Below are 19,462 nucleotides of genomic sequence, written 5' to 3'. Positions count from 1 at the left end.
TATGCAAACTTAGCGGAGCGACATTGTAGAGAGTTTTGACTTAAGGTATTGTTATCTTGCGCAGTGCCAGAGATAGCACAAAGCTACGCAAATACCAAAAATAATGCTAGAATCCATAAACCAAAACCGCCGCAAGGATTACAATGCCTGCTCTCTACTCTAGGATTCTACTTACTGCAAGCCTTATGCTATGTGCTAGCTCTAGCTTCATATATGCCAAAGACTCGCCACCAAGCGCGCAAGATACCCCTAAGGCAAGTGCGCAAAATATCGTAGGTGGGATTGCCATTAAAGTCAATAACGACCCCATCACGCTCTATGAGATACAAAGCCTTAGTGCCAAGCAGCATATCTCTAAAACCAAAGCCCAAGAAATCCTAATCGCAAACCGCCTAAAAGACCAAGAGATTAAAAGGCTTAACATTGTCGCAGATGATATGCGACTCGAGCAAGAGATGGAATCTATCGCCGCACAAAACAACCTTAGCTACCAGCAGTTTATCCAAGCACTCTACCAGCAAGGGCTAACCCCAGAATCCTACAAAGCAAAGCTCAAAGACCAGATCCAAACGCGCGAGCTTATGCGCAATATCCTACTCTCAGCCGACACTGCTAGTGAAGAGACAATGCGCAAATACTACGACACCCACAAAAATGAGTTTGTTACAGCAGAGCAAGTGCAGACAATCCGCTATAGCTCCAAAGACCCAAAGCTTCTTGAGCGCGCCATTGCCAACACGACTTTAACGCTAAATGGCGTGGAGAAAACACCAGAAAAGCTCAAATTAAATATGCTAAACCCCCAAATCGCGCAGATGTTTGCCCAGCTACAAAATGGCGAGTTTAGCCCCATTCTTGATGCGGGCAATGGCAGCTATGTTGCGTTTTTGGTGCAGGAAAAAAGCGGAGACAATACTATGAGCTTTGAAGAAGCAAAGGGCATTATCGCTCAAAGACTCGCACAAGATCACCAAGAGCAAATCCTTAGCGAGTATTTTGAAAAAATCAAGCAAAAAGCCCATATCGAATATGTGCGCCAATAACCTAGCCACAAAATGGCGCAGTATAGCTCATTGCACCAAAATCAAGCTTAGTAGAATCTATCTTGCCAAGATCTTGCTCCCAGAATCCACCAAGCTAGATTCTAGCTCAAGATGCGGGGAAAAGTATGCTTGATTATCTAGCTACTATGTATAGAGACCCACTCTTTGGGATTGCGATTTTAGTGGGCATTATTGTGATTTTGGTATTTGCAGATTATGGGCGCAATCGCTACCGCGCCAAAAAGCGTCAAATCGCCCTAGAAAACTTCACCAAGTCCTATGATGGTAGCGCGCTAAGTGATGAGCTAGTGGAGTTTCTCCACCTAGCCAAAAACCCTATCCCGCCCTTGCTACTGCTTGCTAAAACCTACGCGCGTGCCGGCGATAGCGCAATGGCGATTAAAGTCTATCTAAGTCTGCTTGACACTACGCGCAACCCACAGGAGAAAATCATTATCCTAGAATCCTTAGGCACTACATATTTTGAAGCAGGATTCTTGCAAAGAGCCAAAAATATCTTCCTAGAAATCCTAAAAACTTACCCCAGAAACACACAGATTCTAAGCTATCTAATGCGCACGCACGAGAGTATGGGAGAATACCAAGCAGCACTCGATACGCTTGAGTGCCTTGATGAGCTAAATGCGCAAGAAGAGCTAGAGCTAGAGCAAATCAAGCAGTATCTACACTTTATGATTCTCTCTCAAAACTCCTTGCTACCATTAGAGAAAAAGCATAAAGAAATTATCGCTCTTATGCGATATAGCGGGCAGATCAACCGCTTGGTGCTAGAGTATCTCTTCACATACTCTAGGGAGAGATTTTGGGAGGAGCTTGTGCGCTTCCCCACAATCACATTTTGCTTGGATATTTTATGGCGGTGCGCCAAAGATGAAGTGCCATTTGACAAGCTTCAATCGCGCCCAGATATTTTGCAAGTCTTTATCGCTAAAGGATTCTACCTAGGGCTAGAATCTAGCCTAGCACAAAGCCAAATATTTGAGCTAGAAGTGCTGCGCGTGCTTTTAGAACACTCTGCGCAAAAGGGAGGGCTTAGCTTTGAGTATCGATGTCATCACTGCAAAAATCTCTTCCCATTTGACTCCTACCGCTGCCCAATATGCGCGAAAATGGGGGAAATGGACTTAGTCTATAAAATCATCAAACACAAGTAAAGAGAGGTAGAATCTATGAAAGAGCTCACAATCTATGCAGATGGATCATCACTTGGGAATCCGGGTCCGGGCGGCTACTGCGCTATCTTGCTCTATAAAGGTGTGAAAAAAATCGTCCAAGGTGGTGAGCCAGATACAACTAATAATCGTATGGAGCTTATGGCAGTGCTGCAAGCTTTAAAGGTGCTAAAAGAGCCCTGCCGTATCAAGCTCTACACAGATTCTCAATATGTCGCACAAGGGATCAATGAGTGGCTATCTGGCTGGATACGCAAGAACTTTAGAGAAGTCAAAAACCCAGATTTATGGAGACAATACATCGCTTTAAAAGAGCAGCACATTATCCAAGCGCAATGGATCAAAGGACACAATGGCGATATGCTCAATGAAGAATGTGATAGAATTGCGCGCTCTGTCGCACAGCAAATACAGAATCTAGCGCAGCATATCGAAGCACCAAAAACCTTGCTTGATATGTGAAAGTAGATTCTACTAGAAAGGGTGATGATGGGTTCTCTTAAACGCTTACAGCAGCTTTTGGGATATAGCTTTAAAGATGAGTCCTTGCTGCTTGAAGCACTCACGCACAGAAGCTACACAAAATCCAGCAACAACGAGCGTTTAGAGTTTTTAGGCGATGCGGTTTTAGACTTGCTTGTGGGGGAGTATCTCTTTGATAGATTTCCTAACTACAACGAAGGCAAGCTCTCTAAAATGCGCTCAAGTCTTGTCAATGAAAAAAGCTTCGCCATTTTCGCACGCGATTATGACATAGGCTCTTTACTGCGGCTCTCAAGCAGTGAAGAGCAAAACCAAGGCAGAGACAAAGACTCCTTGCTCTCCAACGCATTTGAAGCGATTATTGGCGCGATTTATAAAGAAGCAGGGATTGATTGCGCGCGTAAGATTGTCTATCATATCCTTACCAAGCACTACCCAAATATGCAAATCCAAGATTTAGCCCTTGACTACAAGACGACCTTGCAAGAAATCACACAAGAACGCTTTGGCGTGCTACCCATATATAATCTTTTAAGCCAAGAAGGACCCGATCATAAAAAGCGTTTTACAATGCAGATTCTCATCGACAATATTGAATATGGCATAGCCTCTGGCACTTCAAAAAAGCTAGCCGAGCAAGCTTGCGCAAAAATCGCGTATGAGAAGCTCGCAAAGCTTCCCCCTAAGTCCAACTCTGCCAAGCAAGGAGCAAAGCTATGAATACATTTGGACAAGCACTGCGGGTAAGCACTTTTGGCGAGTCTCACGGCTTAGGTGTGGGCTGTGTGATTGATGGCTTCCCAGCTGGCGTGGTGATTGATGAAGCTCTGCTAGCAGCGCAAATGCAAAGGCGCAAAGGCGGGCAAACTCCCTATGCCACACCACGCAAAGAAGATGATAAGGTAGAGATTTTAAGCGGTGTATTTGGGGGCAAAAGCACAGGCGCGCCAATCGCGCTCTTTATCCCAAACACCAACACAAAGTCCAAGGACTATGAAGCCATTAGAGATATATTCCGCCCGGGGCACGCGGACTTTACCTACCAAGCAAAATATGGGATACGAGATTATCGCGGTGGCGGGAGAAGCTCTGCTAGAGAGAGTGCTGCGCGCGTGGCTAGTGGGGCATTTGCCAAAATGCTTTTGCAAGAGATTGGCATTACTTGTGAGAGTGGGATTTTGCATATAGGGGTGCATAAGGGTGAAAATATCGACTTCGCCTTTGCTAAGACAAGCGAGATTTTTGCCCTAGATAAGAGTATGGAAGCAGCCCAAAAGCAAGCGATCTTAGAAGCACGCAAAAATGGCGATAGTATCGGTGGGTGTGCGCTTGTGCGAGCCTTTAGCCCAAATGGTGCGCTCAAAGGTCTAGGGCAGCCGCTTTACTATAAGCTTAGCGGGGCAATTGGGGCTATGATGATGGGGCTAAATGGTGTCAAAGCTCTAGAAATTGGCGATGGGATAGAATCTAGCACAAGACTAGGTAGCCAAAACAACGACAATATGGATTCTAGTGGTTTTGCTAGCAATCATTGTGGTGGGGTGCTAGGAGGGATTGGCACAGGTGAAGAGCTCCGCATAAAAGTCTATTTCAAGCCAACGCCTAGCATTTTTCTCCCCCAGCAGACAATCAACTCCCACAATGAGCCACAGAATCTAGCATTAAAAGGCAGGCACGATCCGTGTATCGCTGTGCGTGGAAGCGTGGTGTGCGAAAGTATGCTAGCGTTGATTCTAGCTGATATGGCACTGCTACACACGCACACACGCCTAGAATCTATCAAGGATTTTTATAATGCGCACTAGAATCTACCTTATGCACCTATGTCTGCGCGCACTGCTTATATGCGCTCTCTCTAGCCCCTGTATGCCAAGCCTACACGCAAAGCCGGGGGATTGGTTTGAGACTTGGGGTGATGTCTTTCAGTTTCTCCCTGTGATGGCAGGAGCTTATGCCCTAGCACGCCAAGACTACCACGGAGTAGCCCAGCTAGCACTTGGCACAGGTGCGACACTTGCCATTACTTTTGCGAGTAAATACACTTTTGTTGGTATTTCTCAAGCAAATGAGCGGCTAGCTGGGATTAGCCAGCGTCCTAATAATGGCTCTTTTGATGGCTTCCCAAGCGGGCATACCTCATCAGCCTTTAGTGCAGCAGGCTTTATGCAAAAGCGTTATGGCTGGAAGTTTGGTCTGCCCACTACGATCCTCGCCGCTTCTGTTGGCGTCTCGCGCATAACAAGCCAAAGACACACGACCTTACAGGTCCTAGCTGGTGCGTTGCTAGGCTATGGGGTGAGCTATCTATGTGCCAAGCGACTAAAATATATCGCACTTGACATAGATATAGGCACAGCAGCTATCCCAGCTCCACAGGGCATCGCACAGGGTGCTATGTATGAAAATGTCTATAAAGCAAATGTGTCTTATAGATTTTGACAAAAGCTAATACAAAGGGTGGCAACAATGGTAAATAAGATTCTATGTGCGACAAGAAATGGCATAGGCGGAGAGATCGTCCAAGTGCAGGCAAATTTCGTGCGCGCTCTGCCTGCCTTTGTCATCACGGGGCTTGCAAACAGCTCTATCCAAGAGAGCAAGCAGAGAATCCAAAGTGCGCTTCATCACATTGGATTCCACTTCCCACCGCTAAAAATTGCTATCAACCTAGCTCCTGCTGATGTGGCAAAATCTGGCAGCCACTTTGATTTGCCCATAGCCCTACTAATCGCCTTGCATAAAAAGGGTATAGATACGCAGGGGTGGTTTGCCTTTGGCGAGCTAGCTTTAGATGGCACACTTACTTATAACAACAACATCTACCCCCTTTTGCTTGAGATCGCCTTGCAGCATCAAAACGCCAAGGTGATCTTGCCCACATCTGGCAAAGAGCTTTTCTGCCATTTACCCCATTTGCAAATTTATTATGCAAGCAGCTTGCAAGAAGCTTTGCAGATTTTAGAAGATCCAGAATCTAAGCCTAGCACCACCCAAAGCCAGCTAGAGTTTGAGACCCTACAAATCAAACAAACAAGCTACTACTATAAGCGCGAATTCCCGCTAGATTTTGCCCAAGTCAAAGGACAGGAAATCGCCAAAAGAGCGGCACTCATCGCTGCAAGTGGATTCCACAATATCATCTATGAAGGAAGTCCGGGCTGCGGAAAAAGTATGATCGCCAAACGCCTGCGCTATATATTGCCCCCAATGAGTTTGGAAGAGATGATAGAGAGTGTCAAGCTTCAGTCCATCAGCTCACAAACTCCAAGCTACACGCCATTGCGCCCCTTCCGCTCACCCCATCAAAGTGCATCAAAATCCTCAATACTAGGATCCGCTACGCAAAGTGAAGTCAAGCCCGGAGAGATCGCCCTAGCCCATCAGGGTGTTTTGTTTTTTGACGAGCTGCCACACTTTGGCAAGGAGGTGCTAGAATCCTTACGCGAGCCCCTTGAAAACAACGAGCTTGTAGTCTCGCGTGTGCATAGTAAAGTAACTTATCCTACGGCGTTTTTATTTGCAGGAGCGCAAAATCCCTGCCCTTGCGGAAATCTCCTAAGCCCCTCCAAAGAGTGCCGCTGCACGCAAAAGGAGATTAGCTCTTATAGAGCCCGCTTGAGCGAGCCATTTTTAGACCGCATAGATCTCTTTGTGCAAATGCAAGAAAATGAGCAAGACCCAAAGGCTTCCACAGATTCTGCTTCTATGCAAGAGATGGTATTTAAAGCATTTAGAGCGCAAATTGAGCGTGGGCAAAGTAAGCTAAATGGCAAGCTAGATGAGCGCGAAGTAGAGCAAATTTGTATCCTAGATGATGCGACACAAACTATCTTACAGCAAGCAAGCCTAAGGTTTAATCTCTCTCATCGCTCAATACAAAAGCTCAAAAAGATCGCGCGCACAATCGCTGATTTAGATGATGCAAAGCATATCGCCAAGCAGCACTTACTTGAGGCATTAAGCTATCGATATATCTCTTAGATAAATTATGCTAGGATATTTGTTATTTTTGAGTAAAGGCATATCATTGAAGCACCTTATCACCACAGCACAATTATCACTTCTCCTTGCATTGGGGCTTATGAGCCAAAATCTCTATGCAAAGAGTTCTATCATCTCTCCTATCCCACTACCCCAGCAAAAGATCCTTGATATTGATGAGCATAGCTGTAATGATGGGTGCTTGAAGCGGCTCTATACTAATGGCTATATCTTTTCATTTTTGGCGAAGTTTAGCACCAGCACAACGGACAAAAAGGTCTTGCGCTACTTTTCTGAAGCAATGGCGCAACTAAGCGGTATAGAAGTAATGCAAGATTCTAGCAGTAAAGAGCATTTTAGAGTCGCCCTGCTTATCCCCAAGCAACTTGTGGGGCGATATTCTGTAAGTGTGGCAAACACGATTTTATCCTATCTTATCGCGCGTAATATCGACTTTGATTTTCAGGTGTTTGATAGCATTGATGAGAGCAAGGAAAACCTAGAATCCACTTATTTGCGCATTATCCAAAGCAATGCAAATTTTGTCATCGCTATGCTTGGACCCACTGGCGTGCAAAATCTCATAGACTATGACAATCTCATCTACCCAACCTATATCCCCACGATAAACAAAGAGCGTTTGCCACAAGGAGTCATAGACAGACTCCCAGAGAATCTATACTTTGGTGGGATAAGCTATAAGGAGCAGTTCCAAGCCCTACTTCCGCTAATGCAGGATATGCCACTCATTGAATATACTGATGATAGTCAAATAGGCGGCTATTTATCTACGCTTTTTTCAAGCCTTGAAGAGCGCGTAATCCGCCAGCGATCTTTGAGCAATCAAGAAGCTTCTCAATTTACCAAAACACTCCAAAAAGAATCCACATATTTCCCAAACGCAGCACTTATACTCAATACTTCCGCGCCAAAAACAGGGCTGATTCTCTCACAAATCGAGCTAAGCGATGAGCCCCCTAGAGTCTATCTCTCCACGCAAATTAACTTTAGCCCCATTGTCTTACAGCTTGCCTCACCCAAAGCGCGTGAAAATCTCTTTGTTGTAAGCTCTATTGGCGCGATCGATACAAATCTTATGGAGTATGCGTTTTTGCTCAATAACGACTTGCGCTATGATTGGGTGAGCTATGCAACTTCGCTTGGTGTAGAATTTGGACTAAGAACTATCACCAAAGACTCAAAACAGCTCTTTAGCGAATCTATGCGCGATAAGCAAATCCAATATCAAAACCGCATTTGGACGACAAAGGGTGCGAACTTTGTCCCAGTCAAGTAGCTTGCAATGCTTATATCCGTAACACTTCTTGCAAAGTGATAAAAAATTACCAAATCCCAAAAGACATTGTCCAAAATGTTACGCTACTTGTTGTATAATCCTTGCCAACCCACATACAAGGAGAAAAAATGGGACAATATATTGAATTGACAGAGCTTGACTTTGATGAAAAGACCAAAGATGGTATAGCAGTTGTTGATTTCTGGGCTACTTGGTGCGGTCCTTGTCGTATGCTTGCCCCTGTGATTGAAGAGCTTGCCAATGAGTTTGAAGGCAAAGCCGCAATTTGCAAGGTCAATACTGATGAAGAGCAAAATCTCGCCGCACGATTTGGTATTCGAAGCATTCCTACAATCTTGTTTATGAAAAACGGCGAGGTTGTCGATCAAGTTATCGGTGCTACACCTAAATCTGTCTTGGCAGATAAAATCAACGCCCTTCTTTAATCTCAACTTTTACAATTCTTCCCCCTTGGCAGACAAGGGGTTTATCTAGGAGTTTCTATGATTGATTTAGCAATTATTGGTGGCGGTCCTGCTGGGCTATCTGCTGGGCTATATGCGACAAGAGGGGGTGTGAAGAATGTCGTTTTGTTTGAAAAGGGTATGCCCGGAGGGCAAATCACAGGAAGTAGTGAGATAGAAAACTACCCCGGTATAAAAGAGATTAAGAGTGGTTTAGATTTTATGGAGCCTTGGCAGGAGCAGTGCTTCCGCTTTGGTCTCAAGCACGAAATGGCAGTAGTCAATCAAATCACCAAAAATGGTGCGCATTTTACTATCCACCACGATGGCGGTAAAACCACAGAAGCAAGAGCTGTGATCCTAGCTACTGGCGGCAGCCCCAAGCGCACAGGAGTCCTAGGGGAGAGCGATCTTTGGGGCAAGGGTGTTAGCACCTGCGCCACTTGCGATGGCTTTTTCTATAAAGGCAAGGAAGTAGCTGTTATAGGCGGCGGGGATACTGCCATAGAAGAAGCAATCTATCTCACTAAAATGTGCAGCAAAGTCTATCTTATCCACAGAAGAGATGCATTCCGCGCAGCACCTATCACACTAGAGCACGCGAGACATAACGACAAAATTGAGTTTCTCACACCATTTTCTCCCGTAGAAATCACAGGCGATAAGCTTGGTGTTACAGGCATTATCATTGAGCATACACAAACTAAAGAGCGCAAGCAGCTAGCTGTGCCCGGTGTTTTTATCTTTGTAGGCTATGATGTTAATACCCAAGTTTTACGCCAAGATGATGGCTCTATGCTATGTGCGTGCGATGAGTATAATTCTGTCATTGTGGATTTATCGATGAAGACTAACATTCCCGGACTCTTTGCTGCTGGGGATATTCGTATCAATGCGCCTAAGCAAGTAGTATGTGCCGCTGGAGATGGAGCGACTGCAGCATTACAGGCGATAGCTTATTTGGATTCTACACATTAGGAAGCTTATGATCAAAGTTGGGATTTTTGGCGCGAGTGGGCGCGTGGGGCAGCTTATCATTCACGAGATAGGTGCGCATAGAAATATGGAAATAGGCGCAGTATTTGTGCGCAAGGAGCTAGATTTTAGCCTACCAGAGGGCAGCTTTGTAACAAACGACCTTGACGCATTTATACAATGCTGTGATGTGATTATCGACTTTAGCTCAAAAGAAGCGACAAATGCCCTGCTACGCACACTATATTCCACAAGGACGCCTATCCCTTGCGTGATAGGCACAACAGGGCTAGATGGGCAAGACTTCGCGCTAATGGAGTCCTGCTCCAAGTGGGCGCCCATCTTGTATGCTTCAAATATGTCTCTTGGAGTAGCACTACTGCGCCAGATTGTCGAGCAAGTAGCCGCCAAGCTCACACACGCAGATATTGAAATAAGCGAAATCCACCACCGATACAAAAAAGACGCCCCAAGTGGCACAGCCCTAAGCCTAGCAGAATCCTGCGCCAAAGGACGCAATCGCCCCTTAAAAGAGATTCTAGTAACAGACAGGGTCTCCCAAGGTGTGCGCAAAGATGGTGAGCTAAGCATCGTTTCTCTGCGCGGTGGTGATGTGGCAGGGCGGCATTGTGTAGGGTTTTACTTAGATGGAGAGTATTTGGAATTCACCCATAATGCTACCAATCGCTTGACATTTGCAAAAGGCGCGCTTGAGTGTGCTGCTTGGCTAGTCAATAAGCCGCCAAAACTCTATAGCATTGATGAAGTTTTCGCATAATATAACCTGAAGTATGCACGCCATTAAACACGCCTTATTACAAGCTTGTAAAGTCTATTATGCCTATTTGCAAGAGCATAATCTAGGCTGCGAGGAACTACAAGTTGCGCAAGTTGTCTTTGATGATCCATACATTCAGCTTCGTATCAAAGCAAAGGTGCTCAACACCGACTCTTTGATGATCCAAATTGGATCTGCTGCGCCTATGCCACTTAGCGAAGAGTTTGGATTCTATGTGCGGTTTTATGATGAGAAAAGCCAGATTCTCTCCATAGAGTGCTTAGATTCTAGCACGCTAAACGCCGTGCAAAAGCACAAAGCCCAGCTAAAAATTTTTAGCGATCTTAAATTTCTCATACGCAACCTTGAGACATTCTTCGAGCAGCAAAGCACCTTTGCTATCCCAGCAGCTCCACCTATGTTCGCGCACAAGGATTCTGCAAGTGCTTATCACTCTATCACCATTCAGCCCTATCTCAACAAAGAGCAAGCAAGTGCCTTGCGAGATATTCTTAGCAAGCCATTTAGCTATGTGTGGGGCGCGCCCGGTAGCGGGAAGACGCAAGTAGTGCTCTTTGAAGCACTTTTGCACTATGTTTATAGCAACACGCGCGTATGCGTGCTAGCCCCGACCAACTCCGCGCTTGAGCAAGTCCTGCAAGCCCTCATAAAGAAATTTGATACCCTAAAGATTGAGCGATCAATGATCTTGCGACTAGGCACACCTAGCAATGCCTTTATGGAGCAATATGCCGAAGTATGCGACCCACAAATCCTGCAAAAAAAGCAGCCACAAAGTCTCTTTAGTGCTGCAAGTCCAAAATCAAGGCTTAAAGAATCGCTCATTATAGGACTAACCATAGATGGCTTTATCAAGCGATATACGAGCCTTGATGTTGAATTCTCGCACTTTTTCTTAGATGAGTGTGCTTTCACCCCACTTATCAAAGCCCTAACACTTAGCACGCAAAATGCCCCCGTAACTCTCCTAGGTGATCACAAGCAGCTTATGCCCATTTGTGAAATGCCCACATCGCGTATGCACGGCGATAAAGTATGGGCAAATCTTTTCAACCTATCAGCATTGTTTATGGAAGACTTTTTCACACAAGAGCACTTCACAAGCAGTGCCAAAATCTTTACCAAACTACAAACAAGCCCATTGCAATTCACACGCACAAGCCTAAATATCTTGCGTGAAACCCACCGCTACGGCGATAATCTTGCCAAAATCCTTGACCACCACATCTACCACAATGGCTTATGTGGCAAAGATAGCCCGACAGACTTATTTTTCATCGATTGTAAGTCCCAGATCCCACAAGATAAATGCAGCCACGCCGAAGCCCAAGCCATCGCGCAGATTTTCCCAGCACTTCTTGAGCATTCTAACTCTGTGGCTGTCATTACTCCATTTGTCAAGCAGCGCAAGCTACTATCACAATACCAAATCCCCTATAAACACACTTGGACGATCCACGGCTCACAAGGGCAGGAGTTTGACTGCGTAATATTTTCACCTGTTATGCTACACCACCACTTGACAGATTCTAGGAATCTCCACGCCGCCTACGCGCTCAATGTCGCTGTTAGCCGTATGAAAAAGTGCTTTATCCTTGTGTGTGATTATAGTTACTGGATTAGGCAAGATGAGCAGTTTCTCACGGCGATTTTGCGCTATGCTAGACCCTATCCTATCGCCAAGATCGCACCTACACAAAAGAAGCACTCTCCCCCGCCACAAACCTCTCACATCATCGACATTATCCCAATCTAGGAGCACACTATGTATAAAATTTTCACACTCATCTTAGTATATGTCGCCTTTGCTATAGCTGCTTTTGCCAGCCAAGGCGCAAGCTTTAATAGCAAAGATACTTTTATCAACCTACGCCAATCTCCCAATGGCACTATCATCGCCAAGCTCTATAAGAGCGACTTTCTGCTTACAAGCCTTATTGGCGGGACAGATAGCACAAACCCCCACTGGATACAAATCACCATAGGTGATATGCAAGGTGTGCTACATAAGCGCGATATTGTCGCACTTGATGAGAAAGACTATCAAAACTACCTACAAACGCTCTTTCTCCAAACGCTAGCCAAGCTTAGCGCACCCTACCAAGAAGCACTCCTAGCAGATGACCCATCTATCAAAGCAATCCCCAAAGCCGCGCTAGAATCTATTTTTACCCCAAATGCAGATGACATTAGCGAGCGTTTTGATAGCAAGAGAAGACTGCTCAATGCCCTAGCAAAAGCTAAATACCAGCAAGCCTTAGAATACGCCATCGCACTAGGATTTGCCCATACAACAGAGCTTTTACTTAAAGAAAAGTCCATAACCCTAGAGCTAGAATCTAGCCAGATGACACAAGCAGATAAAGATAGCCCCTCTATGCCCCTACTCATCTATGCTATCCAAGCAAAGCACCCAAGCCCAGCCATCATCACCGCCTTGCTTAATAAGGGCGCAAAGGTCAATGTCGGCTATGGCGACACCACTAAAGAGTCCCCGCTAACGCTTGCTTGCCAAAGGGGGCTTACTGATATAGCAAAGCTACTTATCCAAGCTGGGGCAGAGCTAGAATCTAGCCAGATGACAAGCCCACTTATCCACGCAGCAAGCAAGCACAACAAAGAGCTTGTAGCACTGCTGCTAGATTCTGGCGCAAATATCCACGCTAAACTACTAGAATCTAGCAAGCCAACACAGCTTGAAGCACTTGATGTCGCGCTTATGGCAATGCAAACACTGCAAGAAGAAGATCGCGCCAACGCACAAGAAGTAGCAGTGCTGCTTATCGATCGCGGCGCAGATCTTACGCGCGCTTTGCAGAGTGCGAGCATTGGCGGTGATATAGAGATGATCACACTACTTTTGGCAAAAGATGCACCCATAAACGGCGACCCTGCGTGCTTACAAGGGCAAAATGCTTTTGCCTGCTCACCTCTAGTAGCAGCCATAGCAAGCAACCAAACGCAAGCTGCAAGGCTGCTTATCCAAAATGGCGCAGATGCAGCAATCTATGATGAAGAAGGCTTAAGCCTTGTGCAGCACATAGAAAATCTCCAAGACCTAGAATCTAAAACCCAACTACTAGAAGCCATAGGCGCGATGAATAATGTCAAGCACTAAGCGATCACTAGTGCTACTAGGGATTTTGCTCCTTGTATTTGCGCTTCTAGCTATCTATGCCCCCTTGCGCAGCCAAGACTACACCATCACACTCCCCACTGCCACAAAGCCCGCCAAGCCCATCACCATAGCCTTACTTAGCGATCTACACTCCGGGAGATTCTATCAAGATGAGATTATACGCGCCCTGCAAGGGCGAGAGGTGGATCTCATTGCCCTAAGTGGAGATATGGTCGATGATGAAGAAGATATGCAAGGAGCGTGGGAGTTTTTCGCACGGCTAGATTCTAGGGCAGAGTCTAAAAAAGTAGATTCTAAAAAGCTTGCCAAAATCCCCAAGTTTTATGTCAGTGGCAATCACGAGTTTTGGAGTGGAGAAATAGCAGCCATTAAGCAAAAGCTTGCAAGCTACAATGTCTCTGTGCTAGATTTTAGCCACCCTTGCACAACACTTAGCATAAATGGGCTAGAGATAGCAGTCTTTGGGGTTGATGATCCATACTACAGCACTTATAGTAAGCCTAATCAGCACATAGATAAAGTTGTGTGGGATAGAGCAAAGTGGAAGGGCGGCTTCTGGGAGCAAGAGTGGCAAGAGCTTGTAGCAAGCACGATCCGCCCCACCTGCCAAGCAGAGCCTAGCAGCCTAGAATCTAGCAAGCAAGCAGACTTCTCTATCTTACTCTCGCACCGCCCGGAGTTTATCGAGCTTTTTAGATCCCTGCCTATTGATCTTATCTTAAGCGGGCATACGCACGGCGGGCAAGTGCGCATACCCTACTTACTCAATGGACTTTACGCGCCAAATCAAGGGCTTTTCCCCAAATATGCTGGCGGGCTCTATGAGCTAGATTCTAGTAAAAGGCAGTATCTTGTCGTCTCAAGGGGACTTAGTCTAAACTACCGCCTACCTCGTATATTTAACCCACCAGAAGTGGTGCTTATCACCTTAAAGTAGATTCTAGGCAAAAGCGTGCAAGCCCAGCACCCCCACAAAGCCTAGCACACTCACAAGCACAAATAGCAAAAGCCCAAACCAAAACACCACCTTAGCATCTCGCATAGCCTTAAGATCAATCTGCAAGCCAAGCGCACACATCGCCGCACCAAGACATAGCACACAGATAAACTGCATAGCCTGCACAATGTGCGCTGGGATTGCAACCAAAGAGTGCAAAATCACCACCGCCACAAAGCCTAGCGCGAAGTAGGGGATATAGAGCTTTTTGCTCCCCCTGCCCTGATTATATTTGGCAAACAAAAATGGCACGATAAATAGCACGGGTGCTAGCAGAGCCACACGGATCATCTTTTCAATAAGGGCGATATTTGCGCCCTCTTGCCCTAGCACATCGCTAGCACCTACGACATTAGCCACCTCATACAAGCTAGCCCCCATATATAAGCCCATTTGCGCTTGATTAAAGGGCAAAAGCCCAGCACTATAAACAATAGGGTAAGCAAACATTCCCAAAAGCCCAAAGACCACCACACTCCCTATAGCAATCGCGCTTTTTTGTGCGTTAGCACGCAGGGCAGATTCTAGTGCTAGCACTGCTGCTGCTCCACAAATTGCACAGCCCGCACTCATTAAAATCGCCAGCTCCCTATCAAGCCTAAACATCTTCACCCCTATGATAAACCCTACGATAAGAACCCCAGCCACAATGCCAAATGCCAGCCCAAAGCCTGCAAGCCCTACACTTTGTATATCTGCTAGCGAGACAAAAAACCCATAGAGGATAATCCCCAAACGCAAGAGCTTTTTCCCGCTAAAATCCACCCCACTCTTGCACTTATCAATGATTGTAGCCCCCAAGCCACGCAGCACACTTGCCACAATGACACTTAGCACAATCCCCAAAATAAGCGGAGAAATATGCCACGAGCTAATAATACTTGTCTTTGCTAGTGCGATACTACACACCGCTAGCACCAGAGTGAGCCCCACTCCCAAAATAAATGAAGCATAAGAAGTTTTCATCATTTTCCTTTGTAATTGCGATCTACCACCATTTTACAAGCGCGATTAAGCGGAGTATTGTAAAGCAAAAGCCTTAAAGCTTCTATGAAATAGCGCGCAAAATAGCCTAATTTAAGGACTAGCTAGCTACAATGCGACTTTTTACATTTCACTGAAAGTTTGAAGCTTATGGATTCTACACTTGCACCTATCGTGCTTTTTACCTACAATCGCCCAAGGCATACCAAAGCAACTTTGGACGCACTAAAGGCAAATCTCTTAGCCAAAGAGAGTGTATTGTATATCTACCAAGATGGACTAAAGGAAAATGCCACAAAGGAGCAACGAGAATCTGTCCTAGAAGTTAGCTCTTATTTGCAGGATTTTATTACCAGCAACGAGAATGGCAAATACTTTAAAGAGATTACCCTGATCCAAAGAGAGCGGAATTTTGGACTGGCAGATTCTATCATTGATGGTGTTACAAATATCATCAATAAATACGGCACGATCATTGTGTTGGAAGATGATTTGGTGACTAGTCCATATTTTTTAACTTTTATGAATGAAGCTTTGCAAATTTATTACGATAACGAGCAGGTGGCTTGTGTAAGTGGGTTTGTCTTCCCCCTAGAAGGAGATGAAATTCCATCATCATTTTTTCTTAAGGGGACTGATTGTTGGGGCTGGGCGAGCTGGGATAGGGCGTGGAATCTATTCAACCCAGATGGCAAGGAGCTTTTAGGCAAGCTTAAGCAAAGTGGTAAGATAGATGATTTTGATAAAGCTTATAGTGGCGCAAAAAGCAGTAGAGGCTTTGCCCAAATGCTTGAGGATCAAATCCGTGGCAAAAATTCTTCGTGGGCTATTCGATGGTTTGCCTCGTGCTTTTTGCAGGATAAATACTGCCTATATCCACGCAATTCACTCGTGCAAAATATTGGCTTTGATATTGGCACACATTGCAAAAATGGAGAAGAGAACGACCCATATTTTGGTGTGCTATCAAGCACTCCCACTAGTATTGATATAAAACAACCAGTCCAAGAAATCCCAGCCATACGAGCCAAATGCGATGCATACTATGCAAGTAAGCAACGCCCTTTACTTAAAAGAATTTTAAGTAAAACTTATAAAATGTTGATTAGGGGGGGGGCAAGATTCTAGGCTCTCCTTACCGCTTGAGTGCTCCAAAGACTATCGCGCATATACATTACAAACTATCCCCTATAATTTAAGCAATTCTCAAGCATTAGTTTTCCAAGCAAAATCATTAGAGTCCTACTCATTAGATGATCTAGCAGCCATAGCTTATGATATAGAATCTTTCATCACGCCAGCAGCATTATTTAGCGTGGTGATCCCAGCGCATAATAGAGCTCATAGTATCCTTGCGTGTGTGGATTCTGTATGCAAACAGACTTTTTTGGATTATGAGATTATCATCATTGATGATGCTTCAACAGACAATACAAAATCTTTGATCCACTCACTCAATAACCCAAAAATACGATATTACAAACTACCTAAAAATATGGGCGCACAAGCAGCTAGAAACATTGGCATTAAAATGGCTCAAGGTAAGTGGATAGCTTTTCTTGATTCTGATGATTTATGGGAGACTAATAAGCTCTCTGCCCAATATGATATGATTAAAGAGCACGCGGATATACAAGAGCTATTTTTGTATGGGGCTTGTGTGGTATCAAATGAAGCTACAGGATCTAGAGACTATTGGAATCTATCTCCACAAGATCCATATTTTTTAAAGGCAGCAGCCCCAATGTTTCAAAGTATGGTCGTAGCTAAAACATCGCTATTAGAAATCGGGCTACTTGATGAAGATGTCCCATCTTACCAAGAGTGGGATACTTCCATAAGGCTCGCGCAGGTTTGTGAGATTCTCTACACTCCACAGGTGCTTTTCACTTATAGACTCCATAGCAACGACCAAATTTCCAAAAATCACCAAAAAGACATTGATGGCTATTGCTATATCCTGCAAAAGCATAAAAAAGCCATTATCTCTGCAAACCCGCTATGGTGGAATATGCATATCTTTATCGTGCTAAAGAAATGCTATATGTTTGATCTACGCGATCTAGCCCCAACTATCGCACAAAATCTAATCACACACACTTCCCTATGCAGTCTATTTATCACAAAAATAGCACATTTATCTGCGCGATCTAGGGTGTGGAACAAGCTCTCTATCATTGCCTTAAAGCTTGATCATATATGCGGGGGTTTCCAAAAATCCTAAAGCTTTTGCTAGAATTTTACTTCAATATTTTTTCTCAAGGTGTCATCTTGCCCCGCTTATCAGCACAACTACCGCTTATCTCTGTTGTTACGATTGTTTATAACGACATTGCCCATATCATCGACACAATGGATTCTGTGGTGGGGCAGGACTATCCGCATATACAATACATCATCATTGATGGGGCAAGTAGTGATGGCACAAGGGAAAAGATTTTAGAATACATCGCTTCACGCGCCAAAGTGGATTCTCAAGCAAACTCCAAAAAAACAGAATCTTTAAAGCACACAGAGCAAAATAGCAAGATCTTCCTTACAGCCACACATAGAGAGAAAAATCTCACCTTTAAACTCCTAAGTGAAAAAGATAGTGGAATCTATGATGCGATGAATAAAGGCATAGACCTTGCCACAGGGCAGTGGTGCAGCTTTATGAATTGCGGAGATAGATTCCACAGCCCAAATACGCTAAAAGAGTTTTTCACACATTTTTTACAAAGCGCGCAAGTCTCATCGCAAGCAGCCCCCCAAGCCGCTCCCCAAATCCTTCCACAAATCCTTTATGGCGACGCCCAGCTTATCTATGATGACACGCACTCTAAGATCCTCTATGCCTCCACCAAACCGCATAAATACCACCACCACTTTATCCATCAATCCGCCTTTATCGCCACCCCCCTTATGCAAGCCTACCGCTACGACACAGGCTTTAAAATCGCGGGAGACACGGACTTTTTTGCTAAGGCTTACAATAATGGAGCTAGATTCCAGTATGTCCCACTTGTGGTCGCAAGCTTTAGCCTAGAGGGTGTAAGCTCACATCTCTCGTGGCAGATGTTTAAAGAAGACTGCCAAATCGGCTATAAATACAACCGCCTTTTCCCCATAATGCACACACTCAAATATCTTTTTTGGATAATCCCGCGCGTTTGTATCCGCAACGCCATTCCAGCAAGATTCCGTAGCCAAGCTAGAATCTTACTTGGCAAGAAAACAAGCTAATCCCACATTGCAAGGAGTTTTTATGTATCTTAATACCCCACAAAGAAGCCCACGCTTAAGGGCATTTTACGCAAGTGCTACCGCAAGGCACAAGCTATCTTTGGGCAAATAGACTTTGTCCCAAGCGGGCATTTCTAGCAGTGGGATTCAGCTTTGCGCGATAAATCGCCGATTCTGCGCGGTGAGCTTGCTCATTATCAGCAAGATAAATCCCTTCGCCCACCGCTTGAAAACGGCGATTTCTCATCGCAAATCTTAGAATCCCAAAGCAAGAATCCACAAAAAATCCTTAAATACAAACAAACCGCACTAGAATCCACCTTTTTGTGTGTGGATCGCCACGACTTGCTACTGCAAGTCTCGCGATGACAGAGAAAAGGGTGGCTTGTGAAAAACGCGCGGTGCGGACTTGCGATGAAAGTGGATTCTAGGATAAGTCATAGCGATTCTAAGATTGTGGAGCTAGAATCGGGGTTTTCTAAAGAAACATCGGCTAACGCCGAGCGGTATCCCTTGTTTTGCAAGCCGCGTGCGGAGATAAGCCTAGAGCGGCTATCGCACAAGCGCGGCGCAGGAATCGCCGATTCTAGCCCACAAGCTGAATCGCCTAGAGGATATTTTCTACCCATTTAGCTACCCTAATGACTGGCTACGCGATAAAAACTCGTGGAATGAAGCCTATGTTTTACGAGCATTTTTAAGCTTTAATGCTGCCTTTGAAATTGTCTTTTTCAACACCTGCTTAAATCATCTCTACAAAGACGAGTTTGCCGCCGCACTGCCCCTAAGCCAGAAAAACACCGGCGGGAGCTTATGGCTTAGGAAGTTATAAACAACTCTTAGCTACACTTGCTCCTTTAGACAAAGAGCAATGGAGCGATT

General features: G+C 45.1%; 21 protein-coding genes. 20 read left to right on the top strand and 1 reads right to left on the bottom strand.

The genetic code is table 11. The features are described from left to right. Positions 1 to 143 precede the first annotated feature (143 nt). The 15 genes from F4V45_RS07255 to F4V45_RS07185 all read left to right on the top strand — a co-directional run bounded on the left by F4V45_RS07255 (position 144) and on the right by F4V45_RS07185 (position 14,311). A complete protein-coding gene (locus F4V45_RS07255) occupies positions 144 to 1,043 on the top strand; it encodes a peptidylprolyl isomerase (RefSeq protein ID WP_150337686.1) in 900 nt (299 codons plus the stop codon). Further along, complete coding sequence (locus F4V45_RS07250) at positions 1,030 to 1,176, top strand: hypothetical protein (protein WP_170235205.1); 147 nt, start codon at positions 1,030 to 1,032, stop codon at positions 1,174 to 1,176. The genes F4V45_RS07255 and F4V45_RS07250 overlap by 14 nt, the downstream gene beginning before the upstream one ends. Then, entirely contained in the window at positions 1,169 to 2,218 is a 1,050-nt protein-coding gene (locus F4V45_RS07245) for a tetratricopeptide repeat protein (protein ID WP_150337684.1), read from the top strand. Before F4V45_RS07250 ends, F4V45_RS07245 begins: the two co-directional genes overlap by 8 nt. 15 nt (positions 2,219 to 2,233) lie before the next feature. Next, positions 2,234 to 2,698 carry a ribonuclease HI gene (rnhA, locus tag F4V45_RS07240; RefSeq protein ID WP_023930399.1) on the top strand — a complete coding sequence of 155 codons (465 nt, stop codon included), beginning with the start codon at positions 2,234 to 2,236 and terminating at the stop codon, positions 2,696 to 2,698. A gap of 27 nt (positions 2,699 to 2,725) precedes the next feature. Continuing rightward, positions 2,726 to 3,439, top strand: coding sequence for a ribonuclease III (gene rnc, locus F4V45_RS07235; RefSeq protein ID WP_023930397.1), 714 nt, complete (start codon positions 2,726 to 2,728; stop codon positions 3,437 to 3,439). Next, a complete protein-coding gene (aroC, locus tag F4V45_RS07230) occupies positions 3,436 to 4,524 on the top strand; it encodes a chorismate synthase (protein WP_150337683.1) in 1,089 nt (362 codons plus the stop codon). Before rnc ends, aroC begins: the two co-directional genes overlap by 4 nt. Beyond that, positions 4,514 to 5,158, top strand: a complete 645-nt coding sequence (locus F4V45_RS07225) for a phosphatase PAP2 family protein (RefSeq protein ID WP_150337682.1) — start codon at positions 4,514 to 4,516, stop codon at positions 5,156 to 5,158. Before aroC ends, F4V45_RS07225 begins: the two co-directional genes overlap by 11 nt. A gap of 27 nt (positions 5,159 to 5,185) precedes the next feature. Next, positions 5,186 to 6,700 carry a YifB family Mg chelatase-like AAA ATPase gene (locus F4V45_RS07220; protein WP_150337681.1) on the top strand — a complete coding sequence of 505 codons (1,515 nt, stop codon included), beginning with the start codon at positions 5,186 to 5,188 and terminating at the stop codon, positions 6,698 to 6,700. Positions 6,701 to 6,746: 46 nt separating this feature from the next. After that, positions 6,747 to 7,997 (top strand): hypothetical protein, encoded by a 1,251-nt coding sequence (locus F4V45_RS07215; RefSeq protein ID WP_150337680.1) that lies wholly within the window; start codon positions 6,747 to 6,749, stop codon positions 7,995 to 7,997. 128 nt (positions 7,998 to 8,125) lie between these two features. Further along, the gene (gene trxA / locus F4V45_RS07210; RefSeq protein WP_150337679.1) at positions 8,126 to 8,443 is read left to right on the top strand and encodes a thioredoxin; all 318 of its coding nucleotides are present in this window, start codon (positions 8,126 to 8,128) and stop codon (positions 8,441 to 8,443) included. 57 nt (positions 8,444 to 8,500) lie between these two features. Beyond that, positions 8,501 to 9,439 carry a thioredoxin-disulfide reductase gene (trxB, locus tag F4V45_RS07205; RefSeq protein WP_150337678.1) on the top strand — a complete coding sequence of 313 codons (939 nt, stop codon included), beginning with the start codon at positions 8,501 to 8,503 and terminating at the stop codon, positions 9,437 to 9,439. 7 nt (positions 9,440 to 9,446) lie between these two features. After that, complete coding sequence (dapB, locus tag F4V45_RS07200; protein ID WP_150337677.1) at positions 9,447 to 10,214, top strand: 4-hydroxy-tetrahydrodipicolinate reductase; 768 nt, start codon at positions 9,447 to 9,449, stop codon at positions 10,212 to 10,214. Between the two features lie 13 nt (positions 10,215 to 10,227). Beyond that, on the top strand, positions 10,228 to 11,991 hold the full coding sequence (locus tag F4V45_RS07195) for an AAA domain-containing protein (protein WP_150337676.1): 1,764 nt from the start codon (positions 10,228 to 10,230) through the stop codon (positions 11,989 to 11,991). A 9-nt stretch (positions 11,992 to 12,000) separates the two neighbouring features. After that, positions 12,001 to 13,353 carry an ankyrin repeat domain-containing protein gene (locus F4V45_RS07190; RefSeq protein WP_150337675.1) on the top strand — a complete coding sequence of 451 codons (1,353 nt, stop codon included), beginning with the start codon at positions 12,001 to 12,003 and terminating at the stop codon, positions 13,351 to 13,353. Next, positions 13,340 to 14,311, top strand: coding sequence for a metallophosphoesterase (locus F4V45_RS07185; RefSeq protein ID WP_150337674.1), 972 nt, complete (start codon positions 13,340 to 13,342; stop codon positions 14,309 to 14,311). The genes F4V45_RS07190 and F4V45_RS07185 overlap by 14 nt, the downstream gene beginning before the upstream one ends. A gap of 3 nt (positions 14,312 to 14,314) precedes the next feature. Here the strand turns inward: F4V45_RS07185 and F4V45_RS07180 are convergent, their stop codons facing one another. Beyond that, positions 14,315 to 15,340: a YeiH family protein gene (locus F4V45_RS07180; RefSeq protein WP_246145270.1), complete on the bottom strand. Its 1,026-nt coding sequence runs from the start codon at positions 15,338 to 15,340 to the stop codon at positions 14,315 to 14,317. 165 nt (positions 15,341 to 15,505) lie between these two features. Here F4V45_RS07180 and F4V45_RS07175 point away from each other — a divergent pair, with 165 nt between their 5' ends. The 5 genes from F4V45_RS07175 to F4V45_RS07155 all read left to right on the top strand — a co-directional run bounded on the left by F4V45_RS07175 (position 15,506) and on the right by F4V45_RS07155 (position 19,213). Beyond that, positions 15,506 to 16,483 (top strand): glycosyltransferase family protein, encoded by a 978-nt coding sequence (locus F4V45_RS07175; RefSeq protein WP_150337673.1) that lies wholly within the window; start codon positions 15,506 to 15,508, stop codon positions 16,481 to 16,483. Between the two features lie 187 nt (positions 16,484 to 16,670). Then, complete coding sequence (locus F4V45_RS07170) at positions 16,671 to 17,579, top strand: glycosyltransferase (RefSeq protein WP_170235204.1); 909 nt, start codon at positions 16,671 to 16,673, stop codon at positions 17,577 to 17,579. After that, complete coding sequence (locus F4V45_RS07165) at positions 17,555 to 18,580, top strand: glycosyltransferase family 2 protein (protein ID WP_150337671.1); 1,026 nt, start codon at positions 17,555 to 17,557, stop codon at positions 18,578 to 18,580. Before F4V45_RS07170 ends, F4V45_RS07165 begins: the two co-directional genes overlap by 25 nt. Positions 18,581 to 18,733: 153 nt before the next feature. Continuing rightward, positions 18,734 to 18,949 (top strand): hypothetical protein, encoded by a 216-nt coding sequence (locus F4V45_RS07160; RefSeq protein ID WP_150337670.1) that lies wholly within the window; start codon positions 18,734 to 18,736, stop codon positions 18,947 to 18,949. An 18-nt stretch (positions 18,950 to 18,967) separates the two neighbouring features. After that, positions 18,968 to 19,213 carry a hypothetical protein gene (locus tag F4V45_RS07155; RefSeq protein WP_150337669.1) on the top strand — a complete coding sequence of 82 codons (246 nt, stop codon included), beginning with the start codon at positions 18,968 to 18,970 and terminating at the stop codon, positions 19,211 to 19,213. Positions 19,214 to 19,462 lie beyond the last annotated feature (249 nt).

The sequence above is a fragment of the Helicobacter canis genome, assembly GCF_008693005.1.
Classification (GTDB): domain Bacteria; phylum Campylobacterota; class Campylobacteria; order Campylobacterales; family Helicobacteraceae; genus Helicobacter_B; species Helicobacter_B canis.
Note: the sequence above shows the minus strand (reverse complement) of the source record. Positions and strands in the feature narration are given on the sequence as shown.